The following is an 18,374-nucleotide window of genomic DNA, read 5'->3' on the forward strand; positions in this document are numbered from 1 at the left end:
AATATTAAATAAGACCGATATTTAAACAGCTCAAATCTATTCTACTCTTACATTCAGCTTTTATATCGAAAGGAACAACCCAGAGCTTTAAAGCACCATCCTCATAGTTAAAGCTATGCGGGAATGCGTCACTAAACGTATCAGTTTTAGGGTAAATCAGGACTAAATCTCCTTTACCATTTAAGTAAGTATGACCATAGCCAAGCATTTGATAAAAATCAGCTTGAGAAAGCCCAAACTTGTCTTTTCGTTTAGAGTTTTTCTCGTTTATTAATTTCCATTTTGTATCAAGCACAATGTCGTTATTTTTATCAATATCACCTTTGTGTGAGATATATAAATCCGGTTTTAGTAAAAAATAAGGCGTATTTCCATAATCAACTAAAGACTTACTGCTCACCTGGGCAGAGACCTCACCCAAACCTGTAATATGCTTTTTTAAATACTGAGCTACATAACTTTCAAACACCGCTTCCATAGGAAACAACAACGAAAATGCATTGCTCTTGCCCTGCAAAGTTAACGGAGAAAACCCATCAATAATTAGCTTTGTCCACGCCAGTGGGGCTTCATAATACTTCATCCCCCTATCTAGCTTAACGCTAGCAAAGTCATTTTTAACATTATTACTTAGTGGTATGTCTGCAAAAGCAAATAACAGCTCTTGCAGTAGCTTTTGGTTATTAGCACTGCGGCTATAGCCTTTCACCTTTACAAGTGCGGTGTGTATTAATCGATTAACCGGCCTGTCTTGTAAATACTCTTCGTACTCAACATAAAACTTATGTTTATTAATAAAGTTATGTTTAACTTGTTTACCTACCAAAAGCTTACCTTTTAAAAAGGCAACGTTATCTTCTTTTAGTACATAGTCACTTTTAAGCCCGCGCTTTATTAAGGTATTTACAGAGGCTAAAAACTGGCTAATAAAAACCTCTAGTAAAGGTATTTTATTTTCAGCTAAATTAGCGTTATTAGTTTGTAAGTGCCTAAACTGCTTAAGTGATTTAAGCATCATGAGTAATGACGCGCGAGAGGCGCTGTCATCACTATTTTTAGCTACTTTAGGTAATACTTCTATTTGGGTTCCATCGGGAGTAAAAATCACACCGGCATAGTTTTTAACTTGTAATACTTCACAGCTATCAACTTGCCTCAATCGCATAAATCGACTTTCTGAGTCATCACATAAACATAAGCTTTTTAAATAGTCATATGCGCTTTGTGGAATAACCTCTACCTTACTGGACATTTGAGCTTTTTTACAAAAGCCCAAATACCCAAACTCAAAAACAGTAGTTTGCTTTTTAACTTCCGACATTACTGAGCACTCGAAGCTGTAACTTCACCTGCATCAGCACTAATGCTCGTAGGGCTTTTAAGCAATGTATCGTCATAAATAGCTTGATAAGCTATTGGGTCATTCCATGCTGAATCTTGAGCATTAAAATCAGCTAAAGTGAAAGTTGTTTTCGTGTCTTCGTAGGTTTCTAAACCATGATTCTCACCAAAAATGTCGTTATATTTTTCGTTTTTCGATTCCACAAAAATATATTGTTCTAATTCACTTTTTTCTTTTCGGTTGTCACCTAATACTAAGCGAATTTTATTCCAGTCTTCAAAAAAGTACTCTTCAAGTAGCGGGATGATTTTATTTTTGAACGTGCTTTTAAGTTCAGTAAATGCGCTTGCCTCTGCATCGTCCTCACCACTATCTAAAGCGTTTAAAACAGGGATTAAAAAAGCATGCCCCAATGTATGCTCTCGGTCGTAAAGCACCTCAATACGCTTGTTCATTGTTTTAAGTAGCAGTTCAAGCTCAATACCTTTAACTTTCTTACCTTTAAACAATTCTGGCTGTGGCATCATTTCTATAAAGTCAAAACGGCGTCGCAATGCTGTATCCATCATTGCCAACGACCTATCAGCCGTATTCATAGTGCCAATAATATAAAGGTTATCAGGGACTGAAAATGGGTTTCCTGAATGAGGTAAAGTTACTTTTAATGTTTCTAGATTATTTTTCCCTTCTCGCTTAGATGGCTCAATAAGCGTAATAAGTTCACCAAATATTTTTGAAATATTACCTCGATTAATCTCATCAATAATTAAGACATAATTATCTTTAGTCTCTGGAACTGGCTTCTGGCCAAATGATATTTCATTTTTTTCCATAAGCTGAAAAAAGTCAGCCTCTGTAAACCTATCAAGCTCGTAAACTGTTTTTTGAACTAGGTTGGTATTACCATTTAAAGAATAAATATCAAGGTCAAGATCCGTTTTCAACCATTCAACAGGCAGAGTATGGCGAAAGTCATTTCTATCTAAAATCCCTTGTTCTTTATATTCGTAATCACCCTTAACAACACCAACAGCCTGAATAGTCTTCGCGCTACTTATACATAATAATAAGTCACCTTCATTAATTGCAGAACAAAACTGAGTAATAGTATTTTTATTTTGGCTAGTTAGCCCTTCAAAGTAAGCATTTTCTTCAGGAGAGCGCTCATCTTGTGCCATATCACCGGTATGCCCCCAACCAATTGCAGCCACTTTATTTTCAAAACAATAGTTTTTAATCGTACTAGGTTTTACACCATCAATAGATATCTTCCAAATTCTCGGATTAGCATTCAGTTCGAGGCTTTTCTTAATATTTGTGTTAGCAGCATCATCACTGATTTTTTTAAATATACCTGGTAGAACTTTATATTCTATTTGCTTTTCTTCATTTGTAAGAGCACGCAACCCCTCTACAAACTCTTCATAACCATAACTTTGGTGGAAAGTTACAAAACGAATACGATCATCATCTACCAGAGATTTGTAGAGCTTTATGAGCTCTTCTCTTTGTGATTTTGCTGTACTCAATGCGGGGTTTCTTTTTAGCGCTTCGTATTTCTCTGGCTCAGCGGCTCTTACTGAGGCTTCAATTGTATGATAAGTCTTACCTGTTCCTGGAGGTCCGTATAGGATTTGGTTTAAAGGAGAAGGTTGCATTTCATTAGTACATTTATCCGTGTCATTTGTAATAACCATATCTGAGCCCTTCTCACTTTTAAAATAATTAATTGGAGTATTTTTACTACCTTCCATTTTATGCCTAAGTTTACTTTTTATACTGTCTAAAAAAGAGCGAAGCTGATCAATGGTTTCTAGATTTAAGACCCTATTTTCATCCTGTACAACACCTTTCTTTAAAGAAACTCTTAAAGCATTTTTAGTAAATTTTATTGTAATTTGTGGAGTCCCATCACTTTCTTTTGAAGCCTTAACGCCGAACCTAAAGGCATATTTGTAGCTATCTTGTTTACTATTAATTGTGTAGCAATCACATTGTGGAAAATACTCACGAATCAAGTTAAAAGAGTCAAAAAAAAGCTTTTTATGTTTATCGCTTTTAGATAATAAAAATTCTTTACTGTTATCATCCATACATATTGCTAAAAATTCTTCAAATTCCATTTTTTTATCCTTTTCTTTTTATAAGTTGTATAAAAAATACCTTTGCAAATAAGTAGCAATGTATGTAATACATCACTACTTTTATAATTTACATTCTATAGTTCGTTTGAGTTTTGCTCGTTTATTAAATGTTAACAGCTCTCATAGTTTGTTAGTCAACACCATCTATTGTTAGCGCCTTCCATCCCCATGTTGAGCGCTTTTTATTAAAGTTTAAAATAGCTTTCCCTCTAACAATAAGCCCATCTTGAATATTAAATTTATCGACAAGATTACGGTCAATAAATACATCTGTATCAGTAAAGCCAAGCCCATTTGAAACTCTCACTGCCTCGCTAAAAGGTTTAAGAATTTTTAAGCTAGGAGCCTCACTAGTACTGTAAATTTCTACAGAGTAATACTTAATCCCATACTTAGTTTTACTTTTAGATAACTTGACCGAGATTGAATCCCCCACCTCATACTTTTGTGGCAACCGAGAAAAAGGAATAACAGTGTCTACATCCCTATCAAATATCACGTGTATTAATTTTTTATCTTCATTAACATTATCTACAACACCAACAACTAAAGAAAAAACATCCCAATGTGAACCATGTCTGTCTTCAAATTGAAATGCAGTAAAGTGATTCGTTGTTGGATCTAACTCGCCTTTAAACTGTATAGGCGTACCTTCACTAAATTTATTAAAAGGAAATCTGCGCTCTGGTAGAGTTATCTCTGTTGGAACTTGGCTGGCGGAATTATAAAGGTATATTTTTCTTCTTTTTTTATTAGGTTTATCAGGTAACGAAAATGCCCCACCGAGGTTTGCTTTTATCCACGGCAAGTTTTGGAAAAGTACTTCTTCAGCTTGACTCGCAAACTTTTTATATAAGTCATCATTATTTTTTGTGGCTACAACGTCATAAAACCAGGATTGATTCAAAAACTCATTAACTTTTTCAGGTATGGCCCACCCCTCTTTATTTCTGCTTTCAACAATAGAGTTCACTTCATATTTAGCAGCAGAAAAATCTCCCTTTTCGGTTAATAACCGCGCCAGCTTCAACCTTAAATTAGCAATAAATTTTTCTTCAGGATTGGATGATAAAGCACGGCAATAACAATTAAACGCCTTATTAATATCTAAGTTTATTTGTATATCACCTAATAACTCCCACACCCAATAGTCGCCAATCTTCTGTTTGGCCACTTTAACCGCAAGCTCAAAGCTACTTTGGTAATCACCTAATAGGTTTAATGCCCTAGCTTTATTTAATTCTAACCAGATTTTCTCTTCTGATGTCTCTAAAACCTTATCAATCAGAGGCAACATCTTAGATAACAAATCAAGTTCACTCTGCTCAACAGCTTGTTTACTCGCATGCTGTATAACTTTAGCCGCTAAACTCGGATATACCTTACCTGTGTTTATATCGTGATATTCTTCAAAGTCCTCATCACGAAGGTTTTCTATACCCCATACTTTAATAAAACCCACTAAACTAAAGTTATTTTCTTTGGTTAATTTATCAGCAACGCCTAGTACTAAAGAGTGTAACAACGAAGGTTTTTCACAATTAAGCTTTAAATAATCATTAAGTAATTTTTTAACAGCAAATACATTAAGGTTTTCAGAGTTAAATTGAAGCTTAGCTAACCTATAAAGCTCCCAACCGATGCTAAGCATTATTTCTTGGTTATCAGGCTGCTCATGAAGAACTTGCCTGTAGATGTTTATAGCTAGCTGATGTTCCCCGTCTTTACTGGCTTTTTTGGCTTTTTGTAATTCTTTATTCGCTGGATTTGATAAGTTATTAACAAAAGCAATTTGGTCATTTATTATTTTATCGCTTGGATCAAACGAAAGATTATTTAGCTGAGTAAGGTAAACATTTACCGCTTCAAAATTGTTGGCTTGTGATTCTCTTTTTACTAAATCAATCAAGCACCACCCTAAAGCTTTAACGTTCCATTCATCATTTGGTAAAGATTGAACCAATTTAAACCCTATTTGATATGCCTCATCTAAATCGCCAGCTTTTCGTTTGGCAAATACATCTTTACTTGTGAATGATGCTGAGTGGTTTAAGGTACTACTCTCATGATTAATTATGGCCATGTTATTTCAACGTCTCTTCAATTAAGCTTTCAACAGAGGCTAAAAACTCTGCTGAATTAGAAAGGTTCTTCTGGCCCATAAATTTAGTAAATTGGCTTTTGCTATTATAAAAAACATCAACCACAGCAATTTCATTTAATTTTTGAAAATAATACCGTTGCGTAAAGCTTCTGGCTCTCACCTCAGGAATAGAAATATCATTAAGCATAAATACTTCAGATAATTTTGCATGAAATTCCTTCAAAAACTCTTCAGGTAATTCTAACTGCGAAGGCTTGGTATCCGCATACCCATTTATCAACACCCCCTCTAAATGGTTAAGGCGTGCCTTTATTAACTCATCCAACGGGTTAGCTTGATTAAATGCGATTGAGCTAATTTTTTGTCTTGAATTATAAGCAATACGTGCAGTAGCAAACTCTTCAGCAAGCTGAAATAAATACACTTCCTGATACTGGTTATGAGTTATATTTTGTATCTCTACATTTGTGTCAATCAAAGCACTTTTAATCTCTGCAAATAACTGCGCTAAAAACACATTACCTTCAGGTATATTAACGGTAGTCGCTAACTTTTGCTTGTTTCCTACTAGACTATCATTTGCTGTAGTGCTCATTGTGTTAACTTGTTTAGATGCTAACGAGCTTCCTCCAACCCTTTTAATTGTTGAGCCAAGCTTAACCATTGGCGGGTCAATAACATAAAGCTGAGACGAGGTACGAGTTATTGCAGTGTAAAGCCAGCGAAAGTAGTCTGAGCTCAGTGTTTTAAGGTGAGAACTGCATTTCACAAATACATTTTGCCATTCACTACCTTGTGCTTTATGACACGTAATTGCGTAACCAAATTTAACTTTAAATGCGTTAAAATAAGGGTCAGATAACAAAGCCATACGAAACTCATTGCGCTTAGCTTTTGTGCGCAAATCAGCATGGCGATTGCAAAAATCAACGTATAACGCTTTGTACTCGTCAGAACTCAAGGCTGGTTCATCGCTATAAAGTAAGTTTTCTACAATTTTAGATTTAAAAAAGCTCGCGTTCCCATATTCATCCCTAAAACCAAGTTCAACATCTCTAAATTGCAGTTCGACACTAATGGTAATGGTTTCGCCGTCTTCTCCTTTTTTACTCAATACAACGTTTCGTATTTCAGGCGCAGACAAAACTTGCCTTACCATGCCAAATTCACCATTGGCAATGACCTTCTGATTTATATAATGATTGGCAACCGAAATAATTTTATCGCCTGAAACCACTTGCAGCTGAGATGGGAAAAAGTGTTCCCTCACCACCCTATTATATTGGCTTACTTGAGCATTAGAAGACGCAATTAAAATAGCGTTTTTAGTATTTGATATCTTATTGTTACAAACTTTCAAAAAGGTATTGAGCAAAACATCCGATGTTAGCGCCTTTACATCTAGGTTATTAACTTGAAACTCAAGTTTATTAAATAAGTTCTTGTGCATAGCTTCACGTAAGATTCGCGCATTATTCATTACGCCGCTTTCAGCTTTTTGCCTAACCACCTCCGACAATTCACACTCTTTTGATGCTAACTGGTATTTGTCAAATAGGTATTGCTTACTCAATGCAGGTGAAAAACCCATACCTACTGGCGGCAACTGTGCATTATCACCAATAAATATGACTTTTTTCTGGTGATCGTTATGATCAAGGTTAATGTAGTTAAGTAAATCTTTTAATAAATAACCTGAGCCAAAACGGAAGAACTCTGAATCAGAATAGGTATCAGACAACATCGATGACTCATCAATAATGTATACAGCCTCAGATGTATTCTGATTAACTTTTATTTCGGCATAGCACCGAAACGTTTCAGACCCTTCTATCCCCTCTAACTTATATTCTTTAACGTTTTCATAGTTATAAATAACACGGTGAATAGTGGACGCAGCTTGGCCAGTTTTATCACTAATTACCTTTGCTGCTTTGCCAGTAGGAGCCATTAATTCAAATTGTCGCCCAATCGCATTCAGGTATTGCGTTAGTCCTTCAGTGATGAAAGTTTTACCAGTACCTGCATAACCTTTTAACAAAAAAACTGACTCATGACTTTGATTCAAAAACTCATTTAACTGCTCAACTAAGTTACGCTGCCCTGCAGTTAGCGAGTGTTGTTTATAGCAGTCAAATATGTTGATATTTTTGCGAGTTACATTCATTTGCAAATCAAAACTAGACGCTGACTCGCTACTCGCAGCTTTAAACGCTGCTAACTCATCATCGTTATGCCTAGCAACAACATTCTTTTGAACCGTTTCAAGCTCTGTACGCAATGCTTCTAATTCTGTTTCAGCCTCAGCTAATGCCGCTGAGTTATTAATAAGTTTTACTTGTAAGGCTTCATTTTTAGCAAACACCTCATTGTGATCGCTTTCAATAGGCTTTGGCTCAACATAATCAGGTAATTCAACTGGGCTATTAAGCATGGTTCGTACAAACCACTTGCCCACTAAAAAAGCTTCTTTAACTAGCCACAGCACCTGTTCAGTAGAGTGTTCTATATTGTCATGCGCCGCTTTATTACCGTGCATTCTTAAAGCGTGTAATTTAGCGATAATAGATTGGTCTACAACATCTTTAAAATCATAATGATTTAAGCGTTTATACAAATCTGCTTGCGGTTCAATCTCAATCGACAAAATTGAATATATATGCCCAACTAATGACTCTGTAAAACATCTTAGTTTAACCAGTGCAGCCTGAGGGTCACTGTAAACGTAACCTTCTGCCGAATCCCCTAACCTTGCTAGCCTTGTATAATCTTTTTCTAAAAATTTAAAGTTTGAACCTGACATATCAACGTCCTTATTTCTTGGCCGAACTACTTTAAAACACATTCAGCTATATTCATCACAGCTATTTTTTTGCAGCACTTTCTAGCTTTTCGCGTAGTAGGTCGCTTTGTGCCCATCAATGGTTGTTTATTCGCAACCATGTCGGCAACAATGCCGACCTACAAAATAGCGTGTTACTTCTTGCTAGCTTTTGCTGCTTTTTTAGCGGCTTTTTCTAGATTTTCGGCTTCAAGTCGGGCTGCTTTTATACGAGCTAATAACTTATCGGCGGGTTCGTCGCTTGGGTCTTGTGGTACAAGTTCACCACGAAACGCTTTGGCTAATATCGATTGCGTTAAGCTATCAACCCGCTGTTTGGCATTCGCGAGGTTCTTTTCTAAGGTATCGGCTAAAGCGAAGTATTGCTCGACTAAACGGACGATTTCGGTTTGTTCATTATACGATGGAAATGGAAGTGGGAACCCTCTAAACTTGGCTGCTTTTATTCCTTTTGCCGCGGAGCCTGTGGCGTTTGTTTCAATTAACCGTTGAAATGAATTTGTTAAAATATAGTAATAATGAAATTTTGTTAACAAAGTTCCATATGGTTGTAATGTAATGGTTCTTTGAGCTAATGCGAATTCGTCCGTTCTAGTATTTAAAGCAACGCACCCCATAGTATGACCCTCTGTGACAAAGAAGAGATCATTTAATTTAGGGAACCCCCTAGTCATCCAATTTATATAATCCTCATCACTTAGGTACTCAACAGGTTCATCAGATAAGAAACCCATTTTAATATTTTTTGCTGTAATCAATCGCTTACCTTGCTCTGATTTTTTAGGCGTTCTACCACGGTAATCAATAAATCGATACATCGAATCAAACGAAGAAATACCCCAGCAACTAGGAAATTGATCGGTAACAATTTCATGATTTGACGTAGGTTCTATCTTTTTGGGGTTTTGATCTTTTTTAGCTAGTTCAATTTTTAAATCAGCTAATGCATCACAATCATTGTCCCCACGCCATTGTTCGGTGAGTTTGCCGGAGAAGGCGGCGGCGAGGACGGATTGGCGGAAGCGTTTGATGATATCCGGTAAGTTGTTGAGGCGTTGTTGTATAGTGTCGACCTGCGCCAATAAGCTATCAAGCTTTTCAACAATGCGCTTTTGTTCTGGGAGTGGTGGTAATGGAATTTTATACCTTCTAACATTATCAACATTTAAGTTTTTCAAACCTACGCCAATTGCACCTTGCGAAGCTTGCATAACCCCAAAGTGACTATTCAAAAAAGCAGTTAAATAATCAGAGTATAAAAATAGATTGTTTGGTTTTATTAAAGTTAAACTTACATAAACACCAAAATCGAAATCATACGGAACAGTTGCAGCTTCGCCACAATTTCCAACACGGGTATATAAAATATCTCCTTTCTCTGGTTTTCCACCAACAGTAATTTTTTTAAATGTATTTTCGTCTATATATCTAATCTTATTTAAATTGGTTTTAAACGGCCTAGCGTTCTGTGCCGACAAAAAAGGAATTCCCTCTTCAACATATTCTGGACGTTTTGCGACACCACAAGTAATCAAATTAGTTACGTCAAATAGATCTGCTATATACCATCCAGATGTAATTTGGTCGCTAAAGTCCCATAAAATACCTTTTTTAAATACTTTTTCTTTTTGCTTTTTTCTCTTTAAGCTTTCAGAGTTAGCATATTCTTCTACGCATTTTTGTATTGTGATTGCTTCGTTATTCATTTACATCTCCAATCACTTTCCGCTCTAATCCAAATTCTTCTGCTAATAAAGCAACTTGCCCCTCAGCTTGATCAATTGCGCCAAGGTCTATCATTAGCTGGTTCATCTCTCGTAGTGCTTCGGTAAGCTCTGTCATGGCTAGAGTTGCTAATACATCTGGCTCAGGCAAATTTGCTGCATCGGTTACTGAGTTATCTTTAAGCCACGTAATGTCTAAGCTGTCGTTTTTAGCTTTAATAAACTCACGTGAGAATTTGCGCCAGCGAGCATTTTCTATTAGCTCTGAGCTGTCAGTGTTTTTAATATCTTCATCGTTAACAGGTGTGGTACAGCCTAAAATGTTGTAAACGCCTTCTTTTCGCTCAGCTTGGCCGTTAGCATCATCGCCGTAAACCGCCTCAAAGTTTTCAAGGTATTTATGTGTAAATGGGCTGCGTTTACCAAAGGTTTGCATGTTAGTGCGTAAGTCGTACACCCAGGTGTTGGTTGTACAGTCTTTATCTTGATGTGGATTCTCTGGTGTGCCTTTTTGAAAAAACAATACATTGGTTTTAACGCCTGCGGCGTAAAATATACCGGTAGGTAGGCGTAAAATAGTGTGTAGATTACATTTATGCATTAAGTCGGTGCGTATTTCAGCCCCTCTGCCGCCTTCAAATAATACGTTATCGGGTATGACCACGGCAGCACGGCCACCTGGCTCAAGACTATTATATATGTGCTGCATAAAACACAGTTGCTTGTTTGATGTTGGGTATACAAAAGTACGGGTAATATTAGTGCTGCTTGCGGAGCCAAACGGTGGGTTGGTAAGTATTACGTTGGCTTTAGGTAGGTTTTCGCCATCGTTACCTAAGCTGTTACCAAGGCGTATTGCACCGCCTAGTTCGTCGTTGCCTTCAATGTCGTGTAATAAACAGTTCATTAATGCAAGGCGGCGGGTTTCGGGTACTAGCTCAAGCCCAACAAAGGCACGCTTCATTTGGAATTCTTGCGTGTCGTCGTCTAGGTTGTCTAAATCGTTGGTTTTGCTTTTAATGTATTTGTCGGCCTCAATTAAAAAGCCTGCGGTACCTGCTGCGGGATCTTGAATAATTTCGCGCGGCTGTGGTTGTAATAAACGGACCATTGTTTCTATTAGTGGCCTTGGCGTAAAGTATTGGCCGGCGCCCGATTTAGTTTCGTTGGCGTTTTTTTGTAATAAGCCTTCGTACATGTCACCAAAGTCGTCACGGGTTTTAACTATGTTTTCGTCATCGCCGCTTTGGTACCAATCTAGGCTATCCATTGTGGTTACAAGCTCTGTCAGCTGCCCTGCATTGGTAATAGTGGTATTTACGTTTTGAAATATAGCACGCACAATAGCGTGGTTGTCGTCCCCTAGTTGTACTAACATATTGCGGTAAAACTGTAGTTGGTCGAGCCCAATTTTGCCTTTTAGGTCGTTCCAACGCATACCTTGTGGCAGTAGGTCGGTTTCGGTGCCTGTTTGCTCGGTCATTTTTAAAAACAGCAATGTGGCCAGTTCGTTTACGTAGTTTTGATAAGACACGCCGCCATCGCGTAGGGTGTCACACATTTTCCAAAGTTTGGCTACTAAATCATTGTTGTTCATAGTGTCTCTTCATTTGTAGGTTGGCATTAAGGCCAACGCTTCACAGTATTTGGTATTGTAATATAAGGGTTAAGGCAAACCTGCATTAATTAAGCAGGTTGCTCCCACATATAGTTATTAAATTGTTCTAGCACTTGGTTAAGCTCGTTATTAAAAATAGCATCGAGCTTGCGCTTACCACCACGGCGGCGGTAATTACCGGTTTTAAAGGTGTCGTCGTCAATGGCTACTTGCTCTTTTAAACTATTGGCTAAGCGTTCTAACCATTGTAATTGCTCGTTGCTCCACGGTTTTTGCTGCTTTATTTTAGCCAGTGCGTTATTTACACGCTCATCAAACGGGAGTAATGCATCGCCGAGTGCTGCGCGGCGAATATGCCCTATTAACCGTGCGGCAATATCTTGGTTGGTGGTTTTTTTCCATGCAACCCTAAGTGTTGACTCGTCAAACGATTGCGCATCAAACCATTCTTGCAGCTCTATTAATGCTTTACGGGTTAAATCTTTAGGTTTGGTGATAACGGTTTGTAGTGCAGCTTGACTGTTTTCGCTTTGCTCTACGAGTTTGTCGAATGCGTCTAAAAAGTCTTCAGCGTTGTCGTAATCGCCATAGCCTTCTTTAAATTCTATTAGCTCGTCTTCTATGTCGGTAAAAATAGGCTCGTGGCGTAGCTCGTTTATTTGCTTTTTAAGGTGCTCTAGGTTTTCGACCAGCTTTGGAAGTTGAGTAAAAATTTCAGCGCTTTGCTCTGGCCCTTTAGTTTTTAGGGTTTGAGCAAGGCTTGCAAAGTCGCAACCAGCAGCACCTGCTAATACGGTATCTAAGCGTTTTATTGATTGGTCTATTTGGGCTGATTTATCTTGATTAAATACACCATGACCGACAATGCGCTGTACTTTAGCCACGAGTTGCTCGTGGCTATGATGTGCAAACGAGCGGCCATCGGCTTCCAGTGTTTTATAAGTTTGTGAGTCAGTTATTTCGTTTACTAAGGTGTTTAGCTCAACGTTTGGACGCACAACGACTGGGCGCATTGTATCTACCGATTCGAGCGAGTCGTATAAATCGACGGCATCGTAAATAGTAAAGTTAACTTTGCCAACCTCTGGGCATAAACGTGTGGCGCGCCCTTTCATTTGCTCGTACAAAATACGGCTTTTTACTTTACGTAAAAATACGAGGTTACAAATGCTGGGTACGTCTATCCCTGTAGTGAGTAGGTCGACTGTTACCACAATATTAGGTAAACGCTCTTTGTTGTAGCGGGTGATCATACTTTGTATTTTTTTAGGATCTTTGTCGCTTTCGCCGGTTATTTTAATAATGGCGTCGTGCTCAAGTTTTGGGTAATGCTTTTTAAAAGCCTCACGCAGCTCTATCACCATGTTATCGGCATGGGTGTTGTTTACACAAAATATGAGTGTTTTTTGTTTACCTGTTGGGTCGAGCTTTGTAGCCAGTGATTCGGCAACTATTTTATTAAAGTTTGATGCAATAATATCACGGTTAAAGCTAGCTACTTCAAAGTCGCGCTCGTCCTCAAGGGTATCTTGAATTAGCTCCCCTTGAGAGGTTAAGCGTGTTACCTCTGAGCCTTTATCGATATAAATACCGTTTTGGTTAAGCTTAGTAATTATTTTTATAGGGGGTGCTTGGTCTATTAAGTAGCCGTCTATCACCGCTTTGCGGTAGCTATAACGGTACACAGGTAAACCAAAAATGTCGGTTGTGTGTAATGCAGGTGTTGCAGTAAGCCCTATTTTTACTGCATCAAAATGGTCAAGTATTCTGCGGTACGTTGATACGTAGTCGAGCTGGTTTCTAAATTCCATTTCGCCATCGGTTTGTTCTTTATCAAGAATATAACCACGGTGTGCTTCGTCTACTATTATGCAATCGTAGCGTTCTACTGGCATAAATTCATCGCTTTGTAGCGTGCGCTTAACTAGCGATTGAATAGTTGATACATGTATTTTAGTTGCGTCTGACGGAAACTTATCGGTCAGGCCCTTTATATTAAATATGGTATTAAAAGGCACATCGTTTATGCGTGTGTCATCAAACGAGTTTAATGCTTGCTCACCCAATGAGCGCCTATCAACCAAAAACAAAATACGATTAAATCGGCGTGACTGAATTAACCTGTACATAAGCGCAATAGCGGTACGGGTTTTACCTGTACCGGTTGCCATAGCAAGTAGTATATTTTGCTGGCCTTTTTTAATGGCTTGCTCGGTGGCTGTTATGGCTTCTTTTTGAAAATAACGAAGACCTAAGCCAGTTGGTTCGTTAGTTTCGAGCCATTGCTGCGCGGCATCTATGTTACCATCGAGCTTAGCTTTTAGTTCGCCTGGTGTATGCCATGCAGGTAATGCTTTAGCTTGGTTACTCACTTTACGAACATCGCGATACCAAATACCGCTTTTACTTAATAACTGGCGGCGGTACTCTCGCCCGTTTGTTGAAAATACAAACGGTATTTTATAGCTTCGTGCGTTTGGCTCTTTGGATTCTTTCCACGTAATTTGGTAGCTGTTTTGAGTTTGTAGTTGCTCTGCTACTTTTTGATGCTCTGCATCGTTTGCAGCTCGCGCTTGGATTTCTGCGTTTAAATGTTCAAGGTTAAAGTAAATACTGTACCGCTGCGCCTCTGCTAATTTGCCGCATACGTCGGTATTTATTTTTTTAGCCTCAACAACCCCTACCGGTTGTAAACCCACAAACAATACATAGTCGGCAAAGCCTGTTTTACCTGTTTCGTCGGTATCGGTTGGCCACTCTGCTATAGCTAGGTTTTTACCTATTTGTGGGCGCGTACCGTTTGCATAATTTAAAACAGGCGTGTCGGCAGCCCAGCCTGCATCACGCAATTGCTGATCGATAAGAAAGCGCGTTTCTTTTTCTGATAGGTCTAAGCGGCGTGCTGCTGCACGTTGCGTGATTTCTTGCTTGTATGCTTTGCGCTCTGCTTGTGTTTTTTGTGCAAGCTCTGCTTCTTTGGCTTGTAGCTGTGCTTCAAGCGCGTTTACTCGGTCTTGTGTTTGCTGCTCGGTTTCTTGCTGCTTGCCTTCTAAAATAGCAATATAGCCACTTAGCGCGGTAAGTTGATTTTTGTTTTGGGCAAGTTCGCTATCGGTTTGCGCGTTACTATTTAATGCTTGTTGTAGTGCTTGCTTTAGCTCTGTTACTTGGTGCTGATATTCGTTTTCTTGTTGGCCGTCTGGTAGTACAAATATAGGCGCTGCAAAATCAACGTCTTTTTTAATTAGCCGGTAATACCAAATGCTTAAACGAAATGCTAAACGCAGTGCCATTTCGGCATCGTCTAAATCGTTGTGATAGTCGTGAACAGCTTGATTGCCTACTTTACGCAGCATATGGAAAATATTGATTATGGAGTCATCAACCCACGATATTTTTGCAAGCTCTCTGATAAGGTCAACTTGCGTAGGGGGGAGTTCTAAATCAAGAAGTTTAGCAATGTGCTTGGCTGAGGCTTCTCCAAACATACGCAGTTTTACTAATGTGGTATTAGGATCGTCAGGAAAATTCTTTTCCGCAGCAAACGCTATGCGATAAAGAATATCGTTCACACCTTTTAAGAATTCAAAGTTTGATTTTTTCACTGGCTACTTCTCCTTTTACTCAATAGGTATTGGCAACTTATATACCAACACTATTGTCCTTTTTATTTTTCGTGTTTGATCTTTAGGCGCTTCATCCAATTGCTAAGCGTTTGGTGATCTTTTAAATTAAGCATTTGGGCCGCGTGGCTTTTAACATTCCCACTTGCTTTTAAAGCAGCTAAAACATAAGCTTTTTTATATTTATCAACTAATTGTGTAATATCTATTTTGTCGTCGTATGACAGTGTAACATCTGTAAAGCTTTCATTTTTAGCGCGGTTAATCATGGCATTTGCTAAGTCATTTTCAGTTATTGTTTGTGAGTCAGACCATAAAAAAGCACGGTTTAGTGTACTCCACAGCTCTCTAATATTCCCTTGCCACGGCTGAGATAAAATAAACTTTATTCCCTTTTCGGAAATATTTTTACTTATGTAGTCGGGATGCTTGCTACCTGCTTTATTTATTTGCTCTACAAGTTGATTAACAATAACAGTGATGTCTTCAATCCGCTCTCGCAGTGCTGGCATTTGAATTATGCCCACTGCTAAGCGGTAAAATAAGTCTTCACGGAACTTACCTTCTTCTACTAGCTTTGATAAATCTTTATGTGTGGCTGCAATAACACGCACATCAACATTAGTGGTTTGGGTGTCACCTAAGCGGTTAATCTCGCCTTGTTGTAATGCCCTTAAAAGCTTTACTTGAATTTCGGGGGTTAATTCACCCACCTCATCTAAAAATAAAGTACCGCCATCGGCCTGTTCAAAAAGCCCTGGGTGATCTTTTTCAGCTCCAGTGAAGGCCCCTTTTTTATGACCAAACAAGGTTGAGTCAACAAGGTTTTCTGCAAATGCTCCGCAGTTAATTACTTTTAATGGCTTATTTGCTCGCAAGCTTCCTTTATGAATGGCTGTGGCCATTAGCTCTTTACCGGTTCCGGTTTCACCTAGGATAAGTGCGGGTACTTCCGAAGCTGCAATTTTTTTAGCTTTGTTGACTACATTTTGCATTTGCACTGATTTTGCAGTGAGTTTTGAAAAAGCTTGCTCAATTTTAGGCTCAGAGGTTGCCGTATTCGCTATGTTTTTAGATGCGGACTTTACATATTCTTGGCCAAAATCAATGGGGATATCAACGTGTAGCAACTCATTTTTTGGAGATGCTTGAAGGAATTGAACGTTCGATTTACCTTTACCGATAAGCACAGATAAAGTGGTCATTGCAGGCGTGCCAGAGGTCAGATTTATTGATAAGGAATCTGCCTCTTCACTTAATTTATTGATCCAAAGCGCTGTTACTTGGTGAATAGACTCATAATCAATTGGGCTAACAATATTAGCTTTATGTACCTGAATATCATGATATGGTTTTCCAATTGTAGCCATTCGCTTTTTTACAAAGTCTTCAAACTTTTCCCAATACTTATGCTGATGATTAGAGAGTATTACAATTTTATCAAAAGGAGTTTGAGAGTTAGTAGCGAGAGTTGAAATTGAAGCATTTTTTTCACCATCGAGCATATTATCAATGTCTTTGGTGCCCAGCCAAGAAAGAAGTATATTCACAGTCCGTTTGCTCATATTGTTACTTTGTAAAGTATATTACATTAAATAATATAATTTACCCATAAAAAATAGCTACTTAACATTCTTTTTTATACAAAGATTAATACAAATGGATTGGTAAATTGTTTAAAAGCTTAGCTGGCTTGTTTTATGCCAATACAGCCTTTTTATGCGTTTTAATAAAAGAGGTTGCGATCCTATTTAATTTATTTAATAACCTTTTCAGAGCTTTACTGATGAGCTCGTTTCGCCCACTTTAAGCGCAGTCCTGTCGGATAATCATACTCTCAAATAAAAATAGTTAAACATTTAACATGCGTAATGTTAGTGGGCGGACGTAAGCATATTTAAGGTTTACACTATGAATCAGTTAGAACAATACTTTCCTTCTGGCCTGTCTATTTCTCGCGCCAAAAAAGATGCAAAAAAACTAAAAAAAGCAAAGGCAATCCCTTTAAACCAAGCACTAGATGAAATTGCTCAAAGTGAAATGAATTTAACTTGGGAGCAAGCATTAAAGGCTTTGTCGTCCAACGATTATGGACAAAATGAGCCCCTGAACGAGGAAATGTTAACGTTGCCAGAAGCAGTATTAAGTGCAGAACAAACATCGTCTGAAACAATGTCCGAAGAAAGTTGTGGACAGGCAGATACATTTATTTATCCTGCAAACGAAGTTTTCATTCAGGGTAATGGAAATGGTACTAAGCTGTGGCCGTCACCATTGGCTGCAACCGAAAGCAATGCAGACCTCTTCTGCGATATGCTTAATAAGTTCAGCCTACGTATTTTTGAGTATGACCTAATAGATACAATCTATGAATCTAGTGACTGTGAGCGCGAAATTACCGCAGACCCAGACTACATACATGTTAAATCACAGCGTTCACTATATTTCGTAATAAATATGGTTCGCTCCACCCTGATAAGCTGGGAATTAGAAATGTAGCTAGCGTAAATTTGCTGGCTTTACTTTCTCTATATTTTAATAAAGTAAAGCCATACGAATCGTATTACTGATATCTGGGAGCGAGATGATGCTCCCTTTATAAAAAAACACTTAAAAAAACAAAAACACAGTGTAATTTTGCTTTTAATGTTAATAAAACGACTGGACTAAATTTAAACATTGCAATTAAAAACGCCTATCTACTTCGAAAAAACCATTAAAAACCTACAAATATTGCCGTTCGTGTTATTTTTAAATTAAAAACAACTAAAGGCTTGCATTATAAAACAGGAGCATTTAAAGTTCGAAACATAAGAGGTTAGCAATGTTATTCCTCTGCAGTCTCCGTGGTAAATGGAGAATAATAAAAATATACAATTAGTTCATAAAAAATTAGTTAGCCTGTTGTGCTACTAAGTTGGGTTCCCCGCTTTGGCGGGGGTGAACGGCAAAACGCTGTAGCAAAAAAAATTTAGTT

At 38.0% G+C, this 18,374-nt stretch carries 9 protein-coding genes; 1 reads left to right on the forward strand and 8 read right to left on the reverse strand.

Annotated features, from left to right (window positions below; translation table 11 throughout):
• Window positions 1-4: 4 nt before the first annotated feature.
• The 8 genes from P20429_RS03640 to P20429_RS03615 all read right to left on the reverse strand — a co-directional run bounded on the left by P20429_RS03640 (window position 5) and on the right by P20429_RS03615 (window position 16,962).
• Window positions 5-1,321 carry an McrC family protein gene (locus P20429_RS03640; protein ID WP_007585906.1) on the reverse strand — a complete coding sequence of 439 codons (1,317 nt, stop codon included), beginning with the start codon at window positions 1,319-1,321 and terminating at the stop codon, window positions 5-7.
• Window positions 1,321-3,465: an AAA family ATPase gene (locus P20429_RS20905; RefSeq protein ID WP_007585912.1), complete on the reverse strand. Its 2,145-nt coding sequence runs from the start codon at window positions 3,463-3,465 to the stop codon at window positions 1,321-1,323. Before P20429_RS20905 ends, P20429_RS03640 begins: the two co-directional genes overlap by 1 nt.
• A 151-nt stretch (window positions 3,466-3,616) precedes the next feature.
• The gene (locus P20429_RS03635; protein WP_007585914.1) at window positions 3,617-5,569 is read right to left on the reverse strand and encodes a hypothetical protein; all 1,953 of its coding nucleotides are present in this window, start codon (window positions 5,567-5,569) and stop codon (window positions 3,617-3,619) included.
• 1 nt (window position 5,570) lies between these two features.
• Window positions 5,571-8,393, reverse strand: a complete 2,823-nt coding sequence (locus P20429_RS03630) for an ATP-dependent RecD-like DNA helicase (protein WP_007585915.1) — start codon at window positions 8,391-8,393, stop codon at window positions 5,571-5,573.
• Between the two features lie 173 nt (window positions 8,394-8,566).
• On the reverse strand, window positions 8,567-10,138 hold the full coding sequence (locus P20429_RS20605; RefSeq protein ID WP_007585918.1) for a restriction endonuclease subunit S: 1,572 nt from the start codon (window positions 10,136-10,138) through the stop codon (window positions 8,567-8,569).
• A complete protein-coding gene (locus P20429_RS03625; protein ID WP_007585920.1) occupies window positions 10,131-11,753 on the reverse strand; it encodes an N-6 DNA methylase in 1,623 nt (540 codons plus the stop codon). The genes P20429_RS20605 and P20429_RS03625 overlap by 8 nt, the downstream gene beginning before the upstream one ends.
• Window positions 11,754-11,842: 89 nt before the next feature.
• Complete coding sequence (gene hsdR, locus P20429_RS03620; protein ID WP_007585922.1) at window positions 11,843-15,379, reverse strand: type I restriction-modification system endonuclease; 3,537 nt, start codon at window positions 15,377-15,379, stop codon at window positions 11,843-11,845.
• A 62-nt stretch (window positions 15,380-15,441) separates the two neighbouring features.
• Window positions 15,442-16,962 carry a sigma-54-dependent Fis family transcriptional regulator gene (locus tag P20429_RS03615; protein ID WP_033027078.1) on the reverse strand — a complete coding sequence of 507 codons (1,521 nt, stop codon included), beginning with the start codon at window positions 16,960-16,962 and terminating at the stop codon, window positions 15,442-15,444.
• A gap of 346 nt (window positions 16,963-17,308) precedes the next feature.
• Here P20429_RS03615 and P20429_RS03610 point away from each other — a divergent pair, with 346 nt between their 5' ends.
• The gene (locus P20429_RS03610) at window positions 17,309-17,896 is read left to right on the forward strand and encodes a hypothetical protein (protein ID WP_007585933.1); all 588 of its coding nucleotides are present in this window, start codon (window positions 17,309-17,311) and stop codon (window positions 17,894-17,896) included.
• Window positions 17,897-18,374: the final 478 nt, after the last annotated feature.

This window comes from Pseudoalteromonas sp. BSi20429 (assembly GCF_000238895.1).
GTDB lineage: Bacteria > Pseudomonadota > Gammaproteobacteria > Enterobacterales > Alteromonadaceae > Pseudoalteromonas > Pseudoalteromonas arctica.